Raw genomic sequence first — 16,724 nt, 5'->3', positions numbered from 1 at the left:
CATGAAAAGTACAATAAAGCAATTTTGGATTTTGTTGCTAGCGGCAGGCGGATTGCTTCCTGCCTGTAAAAAAGATTTTTTAAATACAAGGCCGCTCGACCAGATTGATGGAGCAGCTACGTGGTCAGACCCTGCATTAGCACAAGCATTTGTATTTGGTCTGTATGGTGGATTGTTCGAAGGCGGCTTTGATGAAGAGATGCTTGCAGCCCTTACCGACGAAGCAATTTTTACGCACCAGGGCCGCAACATCAATACATTCAACCAAGGCAGCGCAAGCCCTTCCAACCCGGGATGGCAAAACCGTACAACGACGTTCTTCGACATGTACCGGTTTATTCGCCAAACCAACATTGCGTTGGAAAACCTGCCTGATGCTGCCATCACTGATGCAGCGCAGAAAAGAAGACTCGAAGGTGAAGCTCGTTTTCTCCGGGCTTACTATTATCATCAGCTGCTGCGTTTTTATGGTGGTGTTCCCTTGGTCACTAAACCTTACGTGTTAACCGACAGTTTTAGCATTGCCCGCAGCACTTATGCGGAGGTACACAACTTCATTATTACTGAAGCTGACCTTGCAATCACTTTGCTGAACGGTCAGTCAAAAGTAAAAGGACGTCCTTCCGATCTTGCTGCAATGGCGCTTAAAGCAAGGCAGTTGCTATACGCAGCATCTGACCTGCATGATGTGCCTACGGCAAAATCAAAATCAACAGTGCTGAATTCGTACGCAAAGCCTGAGCTGATCGGCTTTGTTTCCGGCGACCGCCGGGCACGCTGGCAGGCAGCCAAAGACGCCGCCAAAGCAGTGCTCGACGCAGCAGGTTCTGGTTACAAAACCAACCTCACCGCTCCGGTGTCGGCCGATGAAGGACGCAAGAACTACCTGGCTATTGCCATGGGCGGCCGCAGCAAGCACCCCGATGCTGATCCTACTGTTGCCAGTACAAACGAGCTCCTGTTTGAACGCACTTTTTCGCCTGAGCAGGAAGTTGGTGCTATGCGCCACGGTCTGCGCCAAGGCCCCAACGGCTACAACAACTGGGCGGGCAATACACCGATTCAGCAAGTGGTAGACGATTATGAGTTGATGGACGGCAGCCGCTTCGATTGGGCAAATCCAACGCACAAAGCAGATCCTTATGCTAATCGTGATCCCCGTTTCTACGCATCTATTTTGTACGATGGTGCTGGCTGGAAACCGCGGAACCGGGCTGAAGATCCTGCGAACCAGATCCAGGCCGGAACCTACTTTGCAGGCTCCAACAAAATTGTGGGCATCGATACCCGCCAGGGGCCTATCGAAAACTGGAACGGCAGCTTTACCGGTTATTATTTCCGCAAGTTCATCGATCCGGATCCAGGCATCCGCGACAATACCAACCCGCAGTTGGTGCCCTGGCCTTTCTTCCGGTTTACAGAAGCGGTTTTAAACTATGTTGAAGCTTGCATCGAACTGGGTGAAGAGGCAGAAGCCCGTAACTGGTTGAACAAAATCCGGTTCCGCGCAGGGATGCCGGCAGTTACCGAGTCGGGAGCGGCGCTCCGCGACCGTTACCGCAACGAACGCCGCATTGAACTGCTGCTGGAAGAACACAGGTATTTCGATGCACGCCGCTGGATGATTGCACCGCAAACCCTGGGCAGAAAAGTGCAGTTCATTCAGATTGAAGGACAGTTGAAACCAGGCGCGACGGCACCTTCGCCTTACCGCAAAGACCCGAACGCTTTCAACTACACCTACACGCCAGTAGTTAACAATGACCTAGAAAACAGGACCTGGTTAGACAAAATGTATTTCCGTCCAATCAGCTTGTCGGAAATACAGCGTAACGGCCTGCTGGTTCAAAACCCGGGTTACGAATAAGCAAAACTAAATGATGCACCATACCAAGATCCATGCGTTAGCCGCATGGATCTTTTTTTTGCCGCAAGCCGAAACACCATTACCCAACTTTCGAAGCCTTTGGTACAACTATAAAACTGCCGGAATGCCGGTTTTTCGTATTTTTAAAAACGCCGGAACAGACCGGGAAATTTTTTTTGGAAAACATACCGCAGCGAACCACTGCGCTGTTTTTTTTACGTCACCTAATTGATTTGTAGCGCTGTATGATTTGCCACCGCCTCCTGCCGGCCATGTGCCTGGTAGCTGTTGCCAGCCTTTTTTCCTGCACCCAAAAAAACGACGCACCTGCCGAAGAAAATAAAGGGCCGCAGTTGTTTACCGTGCTTCCTGCCGAAAAAACCGGCGTTTATTTTTCCGACTCATTGATTGAAGGCGTCAATACGAACGTGTTGATGTACGAATATTTTTACAATGGCGGTGGCGTGGCTGTTGGCGATCTCAACGGCGATGGGCTGGACGATCTTTTTTTTACCTCCAATATGGGCGATTGCAAACTGTACCAAAACAAGGGCGGAATGCAGTTTGACGATATTACCGCAGCGTCGGGTGTGGTGCCCCGGCAGGGCCCTTGGAAAACTGGTGTTACCATGGCCGATGTAAACGGCGATGGGCTACTGGATATTTACGTTGCTTATTCCGGCAACCTGCGGCCAGAAAAGTTGGTGCCGCAGTTGTTCATCAATAAGGGAAAAACCGCCGCAGGCATCCCGCAATTTGAAGAGCAGGCCGCTGCATTTGGCCTCACCGCACCGGCACATTCCACGCAGGCTTATTTTTTTGACTACGACCGCGATGGCGACCTCGACCTGTTTCAACTCAACCACAATCCACGCACTACGCCTGTGCTAGACGAAGCCGCCACTGCAGCCATCATGGCCGTGGAGGAACCCATGTACGGCGTACGGCTGTATCGAAATGATGACAACAAATTCATTGATGTAACGGCCAAAGCAGGCTTGAGCAGTTCGGCATTTACCTATGGCCTCGGTGCAGGCATTTCGGATGTCAACGGTGATGGCTGGCCCGATCTCTATGTGTCGAATGATTATGCTGCGCCAGACTATTTATACATCAATAACCGCAACGGCACGTTTACCGATAAGAAAACGGAAAGCCTCGGGCACACTTCGCAATTTTCGATGGGCAATGATGTGGCCGATGTCAACAACGATGGCTTACCGGATATTTTCACCCTCGACATGTTGCCCGCCGATAACAAGCGCCAGAAGCTGCTGTTTGCGCCGGACAATTACGAAAAATTTGACCTCAATGTGCGCACCGGTTTTCATTACCAATATATGCGTAACATGCTGCACCTTTCAAATGGCGACGGTACGTTCAGCGAAGTGGGCCAGCTTGCTGGTTTGTCGAACACCGACTGGAGCTGGGCGCCACTTTTTGCCGATTACGACAACGACGGCTGGAAAGACCTGTTTGTAACCAACGGATATGTTCGTGATTTTACCAACATGGACTTTATGAAGTACATGGGCGACAAACTGGAAAACCGCGATGCGCAAATACTGCGTGCCGATGTGCTGAAACTGGTGGAGCAAATGCCTGCTTCCAACGTGGTTAATTATATTTTTAAGAATAAAAACGGCGTACAGTTTCAGGATGTGTCGGCGCAATGGGGCATCGACCTGCCATCCAACAGCAATGGCGCTGCCTATGCCGACTTGGACAATGACGGAGACCTTGACCTGGTGGTTAACAATATCAACAAGCCGGCTTTTATCCTGCAAAACGAATCGAGCAAGCAGCTGAAACACAACTACCTGAAAGTAAAACTTTCCGGTGCTGGCAAAAACACAATGGGCCTGGGTGCAAAGGTTTGGTTGTATGCAAATGGAAGACAGCAATTGCTCGAGCAAATGCCTAGCCGCGGCTTTCAATCCAGCGTGTCGCCGGTGCTGCATTTTGGTTTGGGTGCCGATGCGAAAATTGATTCTGTACGGGTAGTGTGGCAAAGCGGCAAACAGCAGGTATTAACCGGTGTTGCTACCAATAAAATTTTGGAAGTAAAAGAAGCCGATGCTGCAGAACAATGGAAACCTGCCGCTACGCCAGCGCCATTTTTCACTGCTGTAAAAAGCCCGTTTAATTACACACACCCTGTTGCGCCCATCAATGATTTTAAACGCCAGCCCCTCATAACCAACCCGCTGTCGTTCAGCGGGCCGTGCATGGTAAAAGGCGACATCAATAACGACGGCCTCGACGATGTGTTTATTGGCGGTGGCAGTGGCGTGGCCGGTGCCCTGTTTGTACAACAAAAAGGTGGCGCATTCCGCAACATACCTGTTGCTGCATTGGATGCCGACAAGGGAAGCGAAGATGCTGATGCATTGTTCTTTGATGCTAACCAGGATGGATTCCAGGACCTGTATATCGCCAGCGGCGGCTATCACAATCTTTTGCCCGATGATTCGCTGCTGCAAGACCGCCTGTACCTCGGCGATGGTAAAGGCGGTTTCAAAAAAGCGGTTGGCGCATTGCCTTCCATGCTGGTTGCAAAAAGCTGTGTGCGGTCGGCCGATATCAACGGCGATGGTGCACCCGATCTTTTTGTGGGTGGCAGGGTAGTGCCGGGCCGTTACCCCGAAGTTCCCAACAGCTATGTTTTATTGGGCGATGGCAAAGGCGCTTTTCGTGATGCAACCAAGCAGGTAGCCCCGGAACTGCAACGGGCCGGTATGGTAACTGATGCAGCGTTTACTGATTTGGACGGCAATAAAACGCCCGACCTGGTAGTGGTGGGCGAATGGATGCCGGTGTCTGTTTTTTCTAATGCAAAAGGCCAGCTACGCAATGATACCAAGCGCTATTTTACAAAAGAATACAGCGGCTGGTGGAACCGCATACTTGCCGAAGACCTCGATGGTGACGGCAAAACCGACCTGGTGCTGGGTAACCAGGGCACCAATATGCAATGCAAGGTAAGCGATGCCGAGCCAGCTACACTCTACTACAAAGACTTTGACGACAACGGCGCAGTTGATCCTATTTTGTGTTTTTACATCCAGGGCAAAAGTTATCCTTATGTGTTTCGCGATGAGTTGCTCGACCAGTTGAGCATCATGCGTACCCGCTACCAGGATTACGCTTCCTACGCCGATGCCACCATCACCGATATTTTTACGCCGGAAGAACTGGAAGGCGCGGGCCAGCTTAAAGCCAACAACCTGCACACGATGCTGTTTACCCGCAATGCTGCCGGTGCTTTTGTAGCGCAGCCCCTGCCGGTGCAGGCACAGTATGCGCCGGTGTTTACCATCACAGCGCTGGATTATAATAAGGATGGTAAAAAGGACCTGCTGCTGTGCGGCAACACTAACAAAGCAAGGCTGCGTTTTGGCAAAGCCGACGCCAACTACGGCATGTTGCTGTCGGGCAATGGCAAAGGCGGTTTTCAATATGTGCCGCAGCACCAGAGCGGCTTAAAAATTTGGGGTGATGTACGCAGCGTACTGGCTTTGAACGGCGCCCTTATTTTTGGCATCAACGGCCAGCCGGTAACTGCATATAAACCCGCAGCGCTTTAATATTTCCACCTTTTTGCGATGAAGAAATTTGTTTTGTTTGTACCCCTGTTTGCACTGTTTTTTGGCTGTGGCAAAACGCCTGCAAAAGATCCCGAATTGGGCGCTGACGATTTAAGCAGCGTAGTATCGGCCATGACCGAGGTGATGGTGCACGATGTAACCAACCCGCCGCTGGGTTCTCGGTTTTTTGCCTATGCCTGCCTGGCTGCATACGAGGTAGTGGCGCAAAACGATGCAAGCTTTCCTACCATGCAAGGCCGGCTCAATGAGTATCCCGTGCTGCAACGGCCCGACTCGATCAAAGGTTATGCAACCAACCTGTCGGCGCTGCTGGCCATGATGGAAGTGGCGGGGAAAATGCAACCTTCTGGCAAAGAAATTACGGCCATGAAAACGCGGCTGTTGGATTCGCTGGTAAAAGCCGGCGTTGATGAAAACGTCGTGGCGCAATCGCAGAAATATGCGCAGGCAATCAGCAAGCAAATGTTGGCTTATGCAAAAAGCGATCGCTATAATAAGATCAGTAATTACCCACGTTATGCACCGACCAACACCAACGGCAGTTGGTACCCCACTCCGCCGGCATACTTTGCCGCCGTGGAGCCCTTATTTCATACCATCCGCCCGTTTACATTGGATTCATCGGCACAGTTTAAACCACAGCCACCGGTTCCTTTTTCCGAAGGGCGAAGCTCCGAATTTTACAAAATGCTGCAGGGCCTCTACCGGCATAGCCTAACCGAAGATGAAAAACAAATCGCGGCGTTCTGGGATTGCAATCCTTTTGCCGTGCAGGACAACGGGCACTTGTTGGTGGGGTTAAAAAAAATTTCGCCTGGTGCGCATTGGATGGGCATTGCAGGTATTGCCTGCAAACAGTCGGGTAAAAACTTTGCCCAAACGGTGCAGGTGTTTACAACGGTTGCGGTTGGTTTGATGGATGGGTTTTTGAGCTGCTGGGATGAAAAATACCGCAGCAACCGCATCCGCCCGGAAACGGCCATTCGTAAATACATTGATGCCAGCTGGACGCCACTGTTGCAAACGCCGCCCTTTCCCGAATACCTGAGCGGCCACTCCACTGTTTCCGGCGCATCCGCAACTATTCTCACCCATTTTTTCGGCGATGATTTTGCCTATACCGATACCGTTGAAGTGCGGTATGGTTTGCCGGCACGCAATTTCACCTCATTCAAGCAGGCAGCACAGGAAGCCGCCATCAGTAGGTATTACGGCGGCATTCATTTTATGGATGCCATTAAAAACGGGTTGGTGCAAGGGGAGCAGGTAGGGAGTTTAGTGGTGCGGAAAGTGGCGGGGAAATAATGTTGTTGTTGATGTTATTTTGTTGTCAATTTCATTGATTGTATTTCTAAACTTAGCAGTTTTTTCCATCCATAGTTAATTGCGCCGCCGATGCGTCATTGCGAGGCGCAGCAAAAGCGTTGTGCTATTCCGCATGTTGTGCGCCGAAGCAATCTCCAGCAGCTATTTGTAAACGCTACCTCATCTAATTTTACCGAACCAAAAGTGCCGTAGGAGTTTGCTTCGGCGCAAATAAATACATCAACAAGCCAGTCACTTCGGCGCCTCGCAATGACGGCGCCGAAACTTTTGTCAAGAATAAGAAGACCCATAAAAAAGGCCGGAAAGCATTTGCTTTCCGGCCTTTTAATTAAACTTAAATGCTGCTCTACTACTTCAGCGATAAAATATACTCCACCATAGCACTGGCATCCTGCTTACTGATCTGTGGATGCGGCGTCATGGGAATTTGACCCCAAACACCGGCACCTCCGGAGATCACTTTTTGCACCAGCTTATTTACGTTGGCTGTGGATTTCGTATATTTTTTGGCAATGTCCTTATAAGATGGACCTACCAGTTTTTCTGCTGGTTTGTGGCAGGCGGCACAATCGCTTTTCGCCATTAATGCATTGCCATTCAGCGTTGTTTTAGCGGTCGTGCTTTTTGTTGTTTTCGATGCACTGGCAGGCGCCGTCTGTGTTTGGCTCGCCTGTTGCACCGGCTCTTTTTTCGCCGCTGCTTTTACCGTGGCCGGTGCCGCCTCACGTCCGCCTTCAAAGCGCACATAATCCAGCACAGCCAGCCGGTTGTTAGGCGTATCGGCTTTCACAAACACTACAAAGAGGTCCTTGCGGCCTGATGTAGCGGTGATGGGCGCCGTTACTTCGGCATAGCGTTCACGGGAACCCGTAGCCGTAAATGCAGATGTTGCCAGCAGCGTTCCTTTTGCCGAATCTGCCCGTAGCTCGATGCTGCCTTCACGGTTGGGCGCCGCGTAGCGATAAGTAACGCCGGTTATATCCTGCAGGTCGATGTTTTTAAACACCAGGTAGCTGCCATGCCCATTGATGCTTACACCCCGTTCGTTCTTTTGGGCCCGCACCACGGCATCAGCATCTTCGGCCTGTACTTTTGATGGACGCAACACTAGGATTTGCCGGCCGGTCAGCGGCTCGTTTTGCCCGCCTTTATCGGTGTAGGATGCAGTTAAAATATAACGCCCATTGTCAACATTGCCACCATGTTCGGCCAGCAGCAGCGAACCTTGGTAGGGTAGGAGTTTTTCCTGTTGCTGTGTCGAAACCGAAAGGACATATTTCACGATTTCGGTGGCATCTTCCCGCGACAATTGCGGGTGGGCATTCATGGCATGCTCGCCCCAAACGCCGCCGCCGCCGGTAATCACCTTGTTGGCGAGGTAAGCAACCGCGTTTTTATCATCGCGGTATTTTTTAGAAACCTCCATGAACGATGGCCCTACGCTTTTGGCGTTGATCTGGTGGCAGGCTTTACAGTCGGAGGCCTGCATCAGTGTACGACCCAGGTTGTAGCTGGCCGTTATTTCCTGGTGGCCCGCCACGTTTTGATTAGTAGCCACTTTTGGAATATAAGTCATCGACAGCTTTACTTTTTTGTTGTCGATGGTTTTGTCTTCTTTGTCGGTTACCGCTACCGAATATTTCAGCCCGGTAGTTTTCGGGAAAAAGAACGTGCTGTTGTCGGTGGTGTTGATTTTTACTACCGGCAGTGTATTGCCCACGCGGATCATTACCGAATCAGAACTGCGGGCACCTTTGCTGTCCACCGCATGCAGGATGGCCAGTTGGTTGCCGGGCTGTTCAAACGTGTACTTCAACTGTGGCGAATTGGCGGGCTGCTTTTTGTCTTCCACTTCCCACTCGTATTGCACGGCATCATCTTCATCAAAATCAAGCGAGCCGCGGCGGTTGAGCGTTACGGCAAGCGGTGCTGCACCCACGGTATCGGAGGTGTTGATCTTTGCGATAGGTGCACGGTTGCCGCCATTGAAATCAATGCGCACCAGGCGGGCATCTTCATTGTCGATGCCGTATACCGAGCCGTACTCCAGCATATACATCACGCCATCCGGTGCAATCTCCAGGTCAACAGGGCGGCGGAAATCGCCGTTGCTGCCCATGAATGCTTCCATCCGTTTGAAGTTTTGCTGCTCATCCAAGCGTACCGCCATTACCCAGTTGCGCATCCAGTCGTACACAAACAAGGCCTTGTCGTAATAAGCCGGCAGGCGTGCAGGGTTGGTGCCATTGGGGTTGTAATGGTAAACTGGCCCGCCCATAGCGCAACGGCCACCCTGGCCCAGGTCCGGAAACTCGGGTGCTGTGCTGTATGGGTAATAAATCATGGCCGCAGTTGCCGGGGGCAGGTTTTTAATACCCGTGTTGTTGGGCGAATTATTTACTGGCGCCGATACATTAAAGGGCTCCCCAATGGCTTTGGTTGCAAAATCAGAATCGTGGTACGCCTGGTTGTTGCCCACGAAATAAGGCCAGCCATAGTTGCCGGCTTTTTTAGCCTGGTTAAATTCGTCGTAACCGCGTGGGCCATGACGAGAGTCGGTGCCGGCGTCGGGACCAATTTCACCCCAATACAAAATTGAAGTAGCGGTATCTACCGAAATGCGGTAAGGGTTGCGGCAGCCCATCACGTAAATTTCGGGGCGGGTGCCAGCGGTACCTTTTGCAAACAAATTGCCTTCAGGAATGGTGTACGAACCATCGGCCTCGGGATGGATGCGCAGGATCTTTCCACGCAAATCATTTGGGTTGGCCGATGAACGTTGTGCATCGTAAATTTTGCGGCCATCACGTTCGTCCATGGGCGCATATCCATGCGATTCAAAAGGAACAGTGTTGTCGCCGGTGGCAATAAACAGGTTGCCCCATTTGTCCCAGGCCAGCGAGCCACCGGTATGGGCGCTCACTTCCAGGTCGATGGGCACTTCAATGATCACCTGCTCCGATGCCGTATCCAGGTCGCTTTGCGCATTGATGCGGAAGCGGGAGATCTTTTGCATGTGCTGCTCCCCGCGGTTGGAGGAGTAGAAAAAGTAGATCCAGTTGTTTTGCGGAAACGCAGGATCAAGCGTTACGCCAATCAACCCGTTCAGGTATTTATCTACGGCCTTTACCGGAAAATCACGCACCAGTTTGGTGGCTTTGCTGGTTGGGTCGTACACATAAAATTTGCCCGCCCTTTCGGTAAAAAATACGCGGCCGTCCGGGGCCACAATAAGCTCCATCGGTTCGTTCAGGTCGTTTACCAACACAGTTTTGGTAAAACGGTTTTCCTCCGGCGCTTTTACTGCGTAAGATTTCGAATAATCACGTACCCCACGTTCGCCAATGGCGTAGCGGATGCCGCCCAACAAGTGTTGCAAAAACAGGGGCTCTTTGAACGATTCGTCGGTATGGCCACCGCCGGTGTAAAAAGAGCGGCCGCCATCATACTCGTGGTACCAGGCAATGGGGTGGTTGTCGCCGTTTTGCCCACCCTGGTAGGTTGTTTCATCCAGCGAAGCCAGCACTTTAATACCGGGGTAAATGCTTTTGTAATTGTACCATTCGTCGAAGCGTTCCCAGCGGTCGGGCAGCATCGAAGTGGAGGGGTGGCTTTTGTCTTTTACATCCACCATAGCTTTTTGCTGGTGCGGATGGCTCAGGAAGTAAGCGCCCACCAGTTTGTTGTACCAGGGCCAGTCATATTCTGTGTCGGCCGCGGCATGGATGCCGGCAAAACCGCCACCTGCCTGGATGTAGCGTTCAAACGCCACCTGCTGGTCGCTGTTGAGCACGTTCATGGTGGTGCTTAAAAAAATCACCGCATCGTAGCGCTGCAGGCTGTCCTGCACAAAATAGCGTGCATCGCGGGTGGTGTCTACCCTAAATCCATTTTCCTGCCCCAGCTTTTGCAGGGCGGCCATACCGGCCGGGATAGAGGTGTGGTAAAAGCCAGCCGTTTTTGCAAAAACCAGTACCCGCGCAGGCGGTAGTGGTGCAGGCGGCGGCGGTGGCGGCGTGGCAGCCGTTTGGGCTGGTTTGCAGGCCCAGATGCCGGCAGCCGTTGCTGCGAGTAACATGCAAATAATCAAACGTTTCGGAGAGATGCTCATGAGTTAAGCTAACTTGAGTTAAGTGTAAGGAGTGCGAATAAAAGTAAATGAAATGGCTGATGTGTAGTTTCCCTTTTTTACCCCATTATTAAAAAAGATGAGTACTTGTGTATAAACGCTGGTTGGACAACAGCGTGGGCCAAAATCCTTATCTTACTGTCGGGAACCACAAGCCCCTAACGATTCCAACAACGCCACCAACAGTACCTTTTTATGAACAAATTGTTCTTAACGATCTGCTGCACAGCCACCGTTCTTTTTTTATCAAACTGCGCCCAAAACAAAACGCCGCAAATGACCCAGGCGGAGCGGGATACAGCCTGGGCCCGCCTTTCGGATGAAGAAAAACGCCTGCCCCAAAATGCATTGCTGGGGCTGGAAGCCGCCGAAGGCCTCGAGGCCACGTTGTTTGCTTCCGAGCCGCTGATGGGCAACCCCACCAACATTGATGTGGACAGCCGCGGCAGGGTATGGGTCTGCGATGCATTTAATTACCGCCCCCAACTAAACCCCGATAACCCGCAGCGTGCCGAAGGCGACCGCATCTTGATCCTGGAAGATTTGAATGGCGACGGCAAGGCCGATACCGCCAAAGTTTTTTACCAGGGAAATGATGTAAATGCCGCACTGGGTATTACGGTGTTGGGTAATAAAGCCATTGTATCCTGCAGCCCCAACGTTTTTGTTTTTACCGATACCGACGGCGATGATAAAGCCGATACCAAAGAAGTGCTGTTTAGCCAACTGGGCGGCGAGCAGCACGACCATGCCATTCACTCATTTTCGTTTGGCCCCGACGGCAAGCTATATTTCAATTTCGGCAACGAAGGCGGGCAACTGATGGATAAAACAGGCCAGCCGCTGAAGGACAAATGGGGCACCGTGGTCAATCATAAAGGGTCGCCGTTTCGGCAGGGCATGTTGTTCCGGATGAACCTGGATGGTTCGGAACTGGAAGTGCTGGCCCATAATTTCCGCAACAACTACGAAGCCGCCGTGGATGCGTTCGGCAGTATCTGGCAAAGCGATAACGACGACGACGGCAACCAAAGCACCCGCATCAACTACATTTTGGAGTATGGCAACTACGGATATACCGACGAAAAAACCGGCGCAGGCTGGCGGGCCCACCGCACCAATATGGAGCGGGATATTCCGGGCAGGCACTGGCATCAGAACGATCCCGGCAGCGTGCCCAATTTGCTCGTCACCGGTGCAGGTTCGCCCACCGGCATGGTGGTGTACGAGGGCAACCTGTTGCCGGAGGCGTACCGCAACCAAATGATCCACTGCGATGGGGGACCCAACATTGTGCGCAGCTACCCGGTGGAGCGGGAAGGTGCGGGATTCAAAGCCTCGATTCTACCGGTGCTTACCGGTGTCCGCGACCAGTGGTTCCGGCCGTCGGACGTTTGCGTAGCGCCGGATGGTTCGCTGTTTATTTCCGACTGGTACGACCCCGGCGTGGGTGGCCACCAAATGGCCGACCTGAACCGTGGCCGCATCTACCGGGTGGCGCCGCCGTCATCTAAATACGCAGTGCCGAAACTTGACCTGGCCACTGCCGCAGGTGCTGCAAAAGCGCTGCAAAGCCCTAACCTGGCTACCCGTTACCTGGCCTGGCAAAAACTGCACGAAATGGGCGCCGCTGCTGAAGCCGCATTGAAGGAAGTATATGAAAATAAGCTGCCACGGATGAGGGCCCGGGCGTTGTGGCTGCTGGCAAAACTGGAAGGAAAAGGTGCCGTATACCTGGATGCCGCATTGGCTGATAAAGATCCCAACATCCGTATCATGGCGCTGCGCTCCATCCGGCAAAATGGTGGTGACGTGCTGGCAGCCGTTGCAAAGCTTACGGCCGACAGCGATTTGCATGTTCGCCGCGAAGCGGCCATTGCTCTACACCATACCAAGGCTCCGGAAGCTGCGGCTTTGTGGGCTAAACTGGCTGCGCAACACAAGGGCAACGACCGTTGGTACCTCGAGGCCCTGGGCATTGGCGCAGAAGGCAAGTGGGACCAGTGCCTTGAAGCCTGGCAAAAAGAAATAGGCACACAGGATGCAACGGCCGGCGGCAACGATATTATTTGGCGGGCCCGCAGCGGAAAAGCGCTGCCGGCGCTGGCTGCAGCCATTACATCGGATGCCACCAATGCAACGGACCGTTTGCGGTATTTCCGTGCTTTTGATTTTATAGACGACCAGGGAAAAAATAACGTATTGCTGGCTTTGCTGGAAAACCAAAGCGCTGAAAAAAACCAGATCATTTTAACCGCGCTGCAGCACCTTGATCCGGAAGTTTTGGCCCGTTCACCCAAAGCCCGGAATACCCTGGACACTGCATTGCAGCAAGTGCGGGGCACACTGGAATTTGTGCAATTGGCAAGGCGTTATAAAATTGGCAACCAGAACGAAGAACTGTTGCAAATAGCCCTGGCTCACCCCGATAGTTCGCTGGGCGTGGAGGCGGCCAACCTGATGCTGAAATCGGGCGGCGCCGACCTGCTGGCCAAAGCCATCAGCAGCCCATACCCACAGCAATCGGCTGCGGCGTTGAAAGCTTTAAGCCGTGCCGGAAGCAAGGAAGGCGTGCAAATGATGCAGCAGGTGATTGGTGATCAAAGCCTCGATGTGGCCATCCGGCAGGAAGCCGTTAAGATGATGGCCGGTGGCTGGATGGAATCGGAGTACCTGTTGGGTTTTATTAAAAAAGGCCAGTTGCCCAATGACCTGCAGGCTACCGCAGCCGCGGCGCTGTCGGGCACCTACCGCAAAGACATCCGGCAGGAAGCACTTAAATACCTGGGCGGCGCAGGTTCGAAAGAAGGAGCGGAGTTGCCGCCGATCAACCAGCTGGCAACGCAAAGCGGCAATATTGCAGTAGGCCGGCAGGTATTTAGCACTGCCTGTGCTACCTGCCACCAGGTCGGAGCAGAGGGTTCGCCATTTGGCCCGGCCCTCACACAGATTGGCGCAAAGCTGCCAAAGGAAGCCCTGTACCTCGCTATTTTGCATCCCGACCAAGGCATTTCGTTTGGATATGAGGGTTACACGGTGCAACTGAAAGATGGCAGCACGGCGGCTGGCATTATTTCTTCGGAAACCGCTACCGAACTGGAACTGGCGCTGCCGGGCGGCATTAAAAAGCGGTATGAAAAAGGCCAGATCGCATCGCGGAAAAAAATGGAGCATTCCATGATGCCCTCCGGCTTGCAAGCCTCTATGACCCGCGCCGAGCTCGTTAGCCTGGTAGAATATCTTTATTCGTTAAAAGCAAACGCCCCGAAACAAGTGGCGATGAAATAAAGTTTAGAAGTTCACAGGTTCACAAGTTCACGGGTTGGTTCAGAAACTCGTGAACTGGAGAACCCGTGAACGATAAAAACTTAGATACTCCCAAACATTCAAACCCTCCGTCATGTCATCAAATTATTCCCGCAGGAGTTTATTGAAAACAGTGGCTGGTAGTGCAGCTGCAGTGGGCACTTCCCTGTTGCTGCCACGTGGCGCACAGGCAGCCATCACCAACATGGATTTGCTGAAAGAAAGCCTGCAGCAAACTGCGTTGAAAGGCCGCATCAAACATTCGGTATGTAAATGGTGTTACGATAAAATTCCGTTGGAAGACCTGTGCAAAGCAGCAAAAGATATTGGGCTTACTTCCATCGAACTGGTTGGCCCGGCGGAGTGGCCGGTGCTCAAGAAATACGACCTCTATTGCGCCATGCCTTGGGGCGCACATAAAACATTGGAACGCGGTTTCAACGATCCAACTTACCACGACGAGTTGGTGCGGTTATACGAGCCTGTTATCCCGCAGGTGGCAGCGGCGGGTTTCGATAAATTGATCTGCTTTTCGGGCAATCGCAAGGGCATGAGTGACGAACAGGGCTTGGAAAACTGCGTGCAGGGATTAAAGCGCTTGATGCCGCTTGCCGAAAAACACAAGGTGACATTGACGATGGAATTACTGAACAGCAAGGTGAACCACAAAGACTACCAGTGCGACCATACAGCATGGGGCGTGGAACTGGCCAAGCGGCTTGGCTCGGAGCGCTTTAAGCTGCTGTACGATATCTACCACATGCAGATCATGGAAGGCGATGTAATTCGCACCATCAAAGAAGACCATGCTTACATCAGCCACTACCACACCGCCGGTGTGCCGGGCCGCAACGAAATCAACGACACGCAGGAGTTATTTTACCCGGCCATTATGAAAGCCATTGTGGACACTGGTTACAATGGATACGTTGGGCAGGAGTTTATTCCAAAACATGGCGCACCACTTGCTTCCTTGAGGGAAAGTGTACAGATCTGCGACGTGTAGTGCGCTGCATTTTTTTATGCAAAAAGGGAAAGCCTTCCTGCAAAAGGAAGGCTTTCCCTTTTTTATACCAAACAAATAAAAACAGGCTACCTGCCGGCACATACTAACTGTGTGGGGTAGCCGTAAAAGCTTGAACCAACAACAATTACTCTTCGTCGTCGAAGCCAAACATTTCGAATTGTTCGGCTAGTGTATCGTCAAATACGCCGTAGTCGAAGTCGAGGCCGAAGCGGGCCATGGCATACACAAAGGCGTAGTTAAAATCGTAAATATCGTCGTGATCCAATCCGGGATGCTCGGTTACCTGCAACACCCAATGATACATAGCGGGCTTATCACCTTCATCGGTGGTTTTGGTGAGGTCTGTGCGGGAAACCAAAAAACTTGCTGTGCCTCCGCCCTGATAGCTGAGGCCTTCATCCGTAAGGGTCCAATTGCCAAATTGCATGGTTTGATTTTTTGCAAATCTATCGCTAATGCCGTGCCGTAAAGCAGAATTGTAAATTTCTTATACTTACGGCCATAAAAATGCCGGGCACCGGTAGTGCCGCTGTTGTTGTTTTATCCTGTCTGTGGAGTATGGTTAAAGGATGGAGCGGGCAGAAATCGTTGGAGGTTTTCTCATGTAACCAGCGGCTTTACTGGATGCCGCGGTCAACGGCCAGCTTGCCAATCAGCACCATGATCTCTTCCAGCCGGTCGTAATACAGTTTGTAAAAAACATGCTTGCCCTGGCGGGTGGTTTGCACCACGCCGGCACGGCGCAGGAGCGCCAGGTGTTGCGATGCTACGGCTTGTACGAGGCGGAAATGGGTAAAAATTTCGGTGACAGTACACTGTTGTTTTTGGTGTAAAAAATGAAGCATTTTAATGCGGAGGTCGTGATCAAGGGCACGCAGCAGGTAGTGCGCCTTACGCAGCAACAATTCGTCAGTTTGCGGAAGCGGAATAGATTTCCCCTCAGCAATTGCGGTTAGTTTGTCGGGCATGGGAGGTAGTATTTCGGGTTTCGGTTTAATGCGGCAACACTAATTGCCGCGAGAAAGATAAGGAAGAGTTTCGAAATTACGTAAAAACACTTAAAAATGTGGATAAAATGGTGCCGTATTTTTACGGTATTGGCCACGTAAAAATCATAAGTAATTCATTCTTAAGGCTCAGCTTGTTTATTTTTAGGCTATGGACACAAAAAAATTTTTGCAATCCGTGCAGGAAAATCACCCGCCAACTTGCATTTCGACCTGCCTGCAGGCACTATGGTTTGATGCGAAAGAGGACTGGGAAGAAGCGCATCGGTTGATACAGGATGAGCCCGGATCGATGCCCGGGAGGATACACGCCTACCTCCACCGCAAGGAAGGCGATGGCGCAAATGCGGGCTATTGGTATCGTCGTGCCGGGGTTTTGCCATTCACCGGAAGCCTGCAGGAGGAGTGGCTCCATTTGGTAGATGCCTGCATGAACGGGGCATAAAAAAGGGTT

General features: G+C 51.9%; 9 protein-coding genes. 6 read left to right on the top strand and 3 right to left on the bottom strand.

Annotation, left to right across the window (positions count from 1 at the left end):
* The first annotated feature begins 1 nt into the window (after nt 1).
* The 3 genes from EPD17_RS15060 (at nt 2) to EPD17_RS15050 (ending at nt 6,780) form a co-directional block, all read left to right on the top strand.
* Nucleotides 2-1,867: a RagB/SusD family nutrient uptake outer membrane protein gene (locus tag EPD17_RS15060; protein WP_132055443.1), complete on the top strand. Its 1,866-nt coding sequence runs from the start codon at nt 2-4 to the stop codon at nt 1,865-1,867.
* 245 nt (nt 1,868-2,112) lie between these two features.
* The gene (locus tag EPD17_RS15055; RefSeq protein WP_240040638.1) at nt 2,113-5,454 is read left to right on the top strand and encodes a VCBS repeat-containing protein; all 3,342 of its coding nucleotides are present in this window, start codon (nt 2,113-2,115) and stop codon (nt 5,452-5,454) included.
* 18 nt (nt 5,455-5,472) lie between these two features.
* Nucleotides 5,473-6,780 (top strand): vanadium-dependent haloperoxidase, encoded by a 1,308-nt coding sequence (locus tag EPD17_RS15050; protein WP_132055442.1) that lies wholly within the window; start codon nt 5,473-5,475, stop codon nt 6,778-6,780.
* 370 nt (nt 6,781-7,150) lie between these two features.
* Here the strand turns inward: EPD17_RS15050 and EPD17_RS15045 are convergent, their stop codons facing one another.
* Nucleotides 7,151-10,879 carry a ThuA domain-containing protein gene (locus EPD17_RS15045; protein WP_132055441.1) on the bottom strand — a complete coding sequence of 1,243 codons (3,729 nt, stop codon included), beginning with the start codon at nt 10,877-10,879 and terminating at the stop codon, nt 7,151-7,153.
* A 246-nt stretch (nt 10,880-11,125) separates the two neighbouring features.
* Between EPD17_RS15045 and EPD17_RS15040 the strand changes: the two genes are divergently transcribed.
* Both EPD17_RS15040 and EPD17_RS15035 read left to right on the top strand, forming a co-directional pair.
* Nucleotides 11,126-14,218 (top strand): PVC-type heme-binding CxxCH protein, encoded by a 3,093-nt coding sequence (locus EPD17_RS15040; protein WP_132055440.1) that lies wholly within the window; start codon nt 11,126-11,128, stop codon nt 14,216-14,218.
* Nucleotides 14,219-14,330: 112 nt separating this feature from the next.
* The gene (locus tag EPD17_RS15035) at nt 14,331-15,242 is read left to right on the top strand and encodes a TIM barrel protein (RefSeq protein ID WP_132055439.1); all 912 of its coding nucleotides are present in this window, start codon (nt 14,331-14,333) and stop codon (nt 15,240-15,242) included.
* Between the two features lie 145 nt (nt 15,243-15,387).
* Here the strand turns inward: EPD17_RS15035 and EPD17_RS15030 are convergent, their stop codons facing one another.
* Together EPD17_RS15030 and EPD17_RS15025 are read right to left on the bottom strand one after the other, a co-directional pair.
* Nucleotides 15,388-15,690, bottom strand: a complete 303-nt coding sequence (locus EPD17_RS15030) for a hypothetical protein (RefSeq protein WP_132055438.1) — start codon at nt 15,688-15,690, stop codon at nt 15,388-15,390.
* A gap of 190 nt (nt 15,691-15,880) precedes the next feature.
* Nucleotides 15,881-16,231: an ArsR/SmtB family transcription factor gene (locus EPD17_RS15025; protein WP_132055437.1), complete on the bottom strand. Its 351-nt coding sequence runs from the start codon at nt 16,229-16,231 to the stop codon at nt 15,881-15,883.
* Nucleotides 16,232-16,421: 190 nt separating this feature from the next.
* On the opposite strand from EPD17_RS15025, the gene EPD17_RS15020 reads away from it, so the two are divergent.
* Nucleotides 16,422-16,715, top strand: a complete 294-nt coding sequence (locus tag EPD17_RS15020) for a hypothetical protein (RefSeq protein WP_132055436.1) — start codon at nt 16,422-16,424, stop codon at nt 16,713-16,715.
* The last annotated feature ends 9 nt before the right edge of the window (nt 16,716-16,724 follow it).

The organism is Pseudocnuella soli, assembly GCF_004347775.1.
In the GTDB taxonomy this organism is placed as follows: domain Bacteria; phylum Bacteroidota; class Bacteroidia; order Chitinophagales; family Chitinophagaceae; genus Flavisolibacter; species Flavisolibacter aquaticus.
The sequence above is the reverse complement of the archived record's forward strand: the minus strand, read 5'-3'. Positions and strand labels throughout refer to the sequence as shown.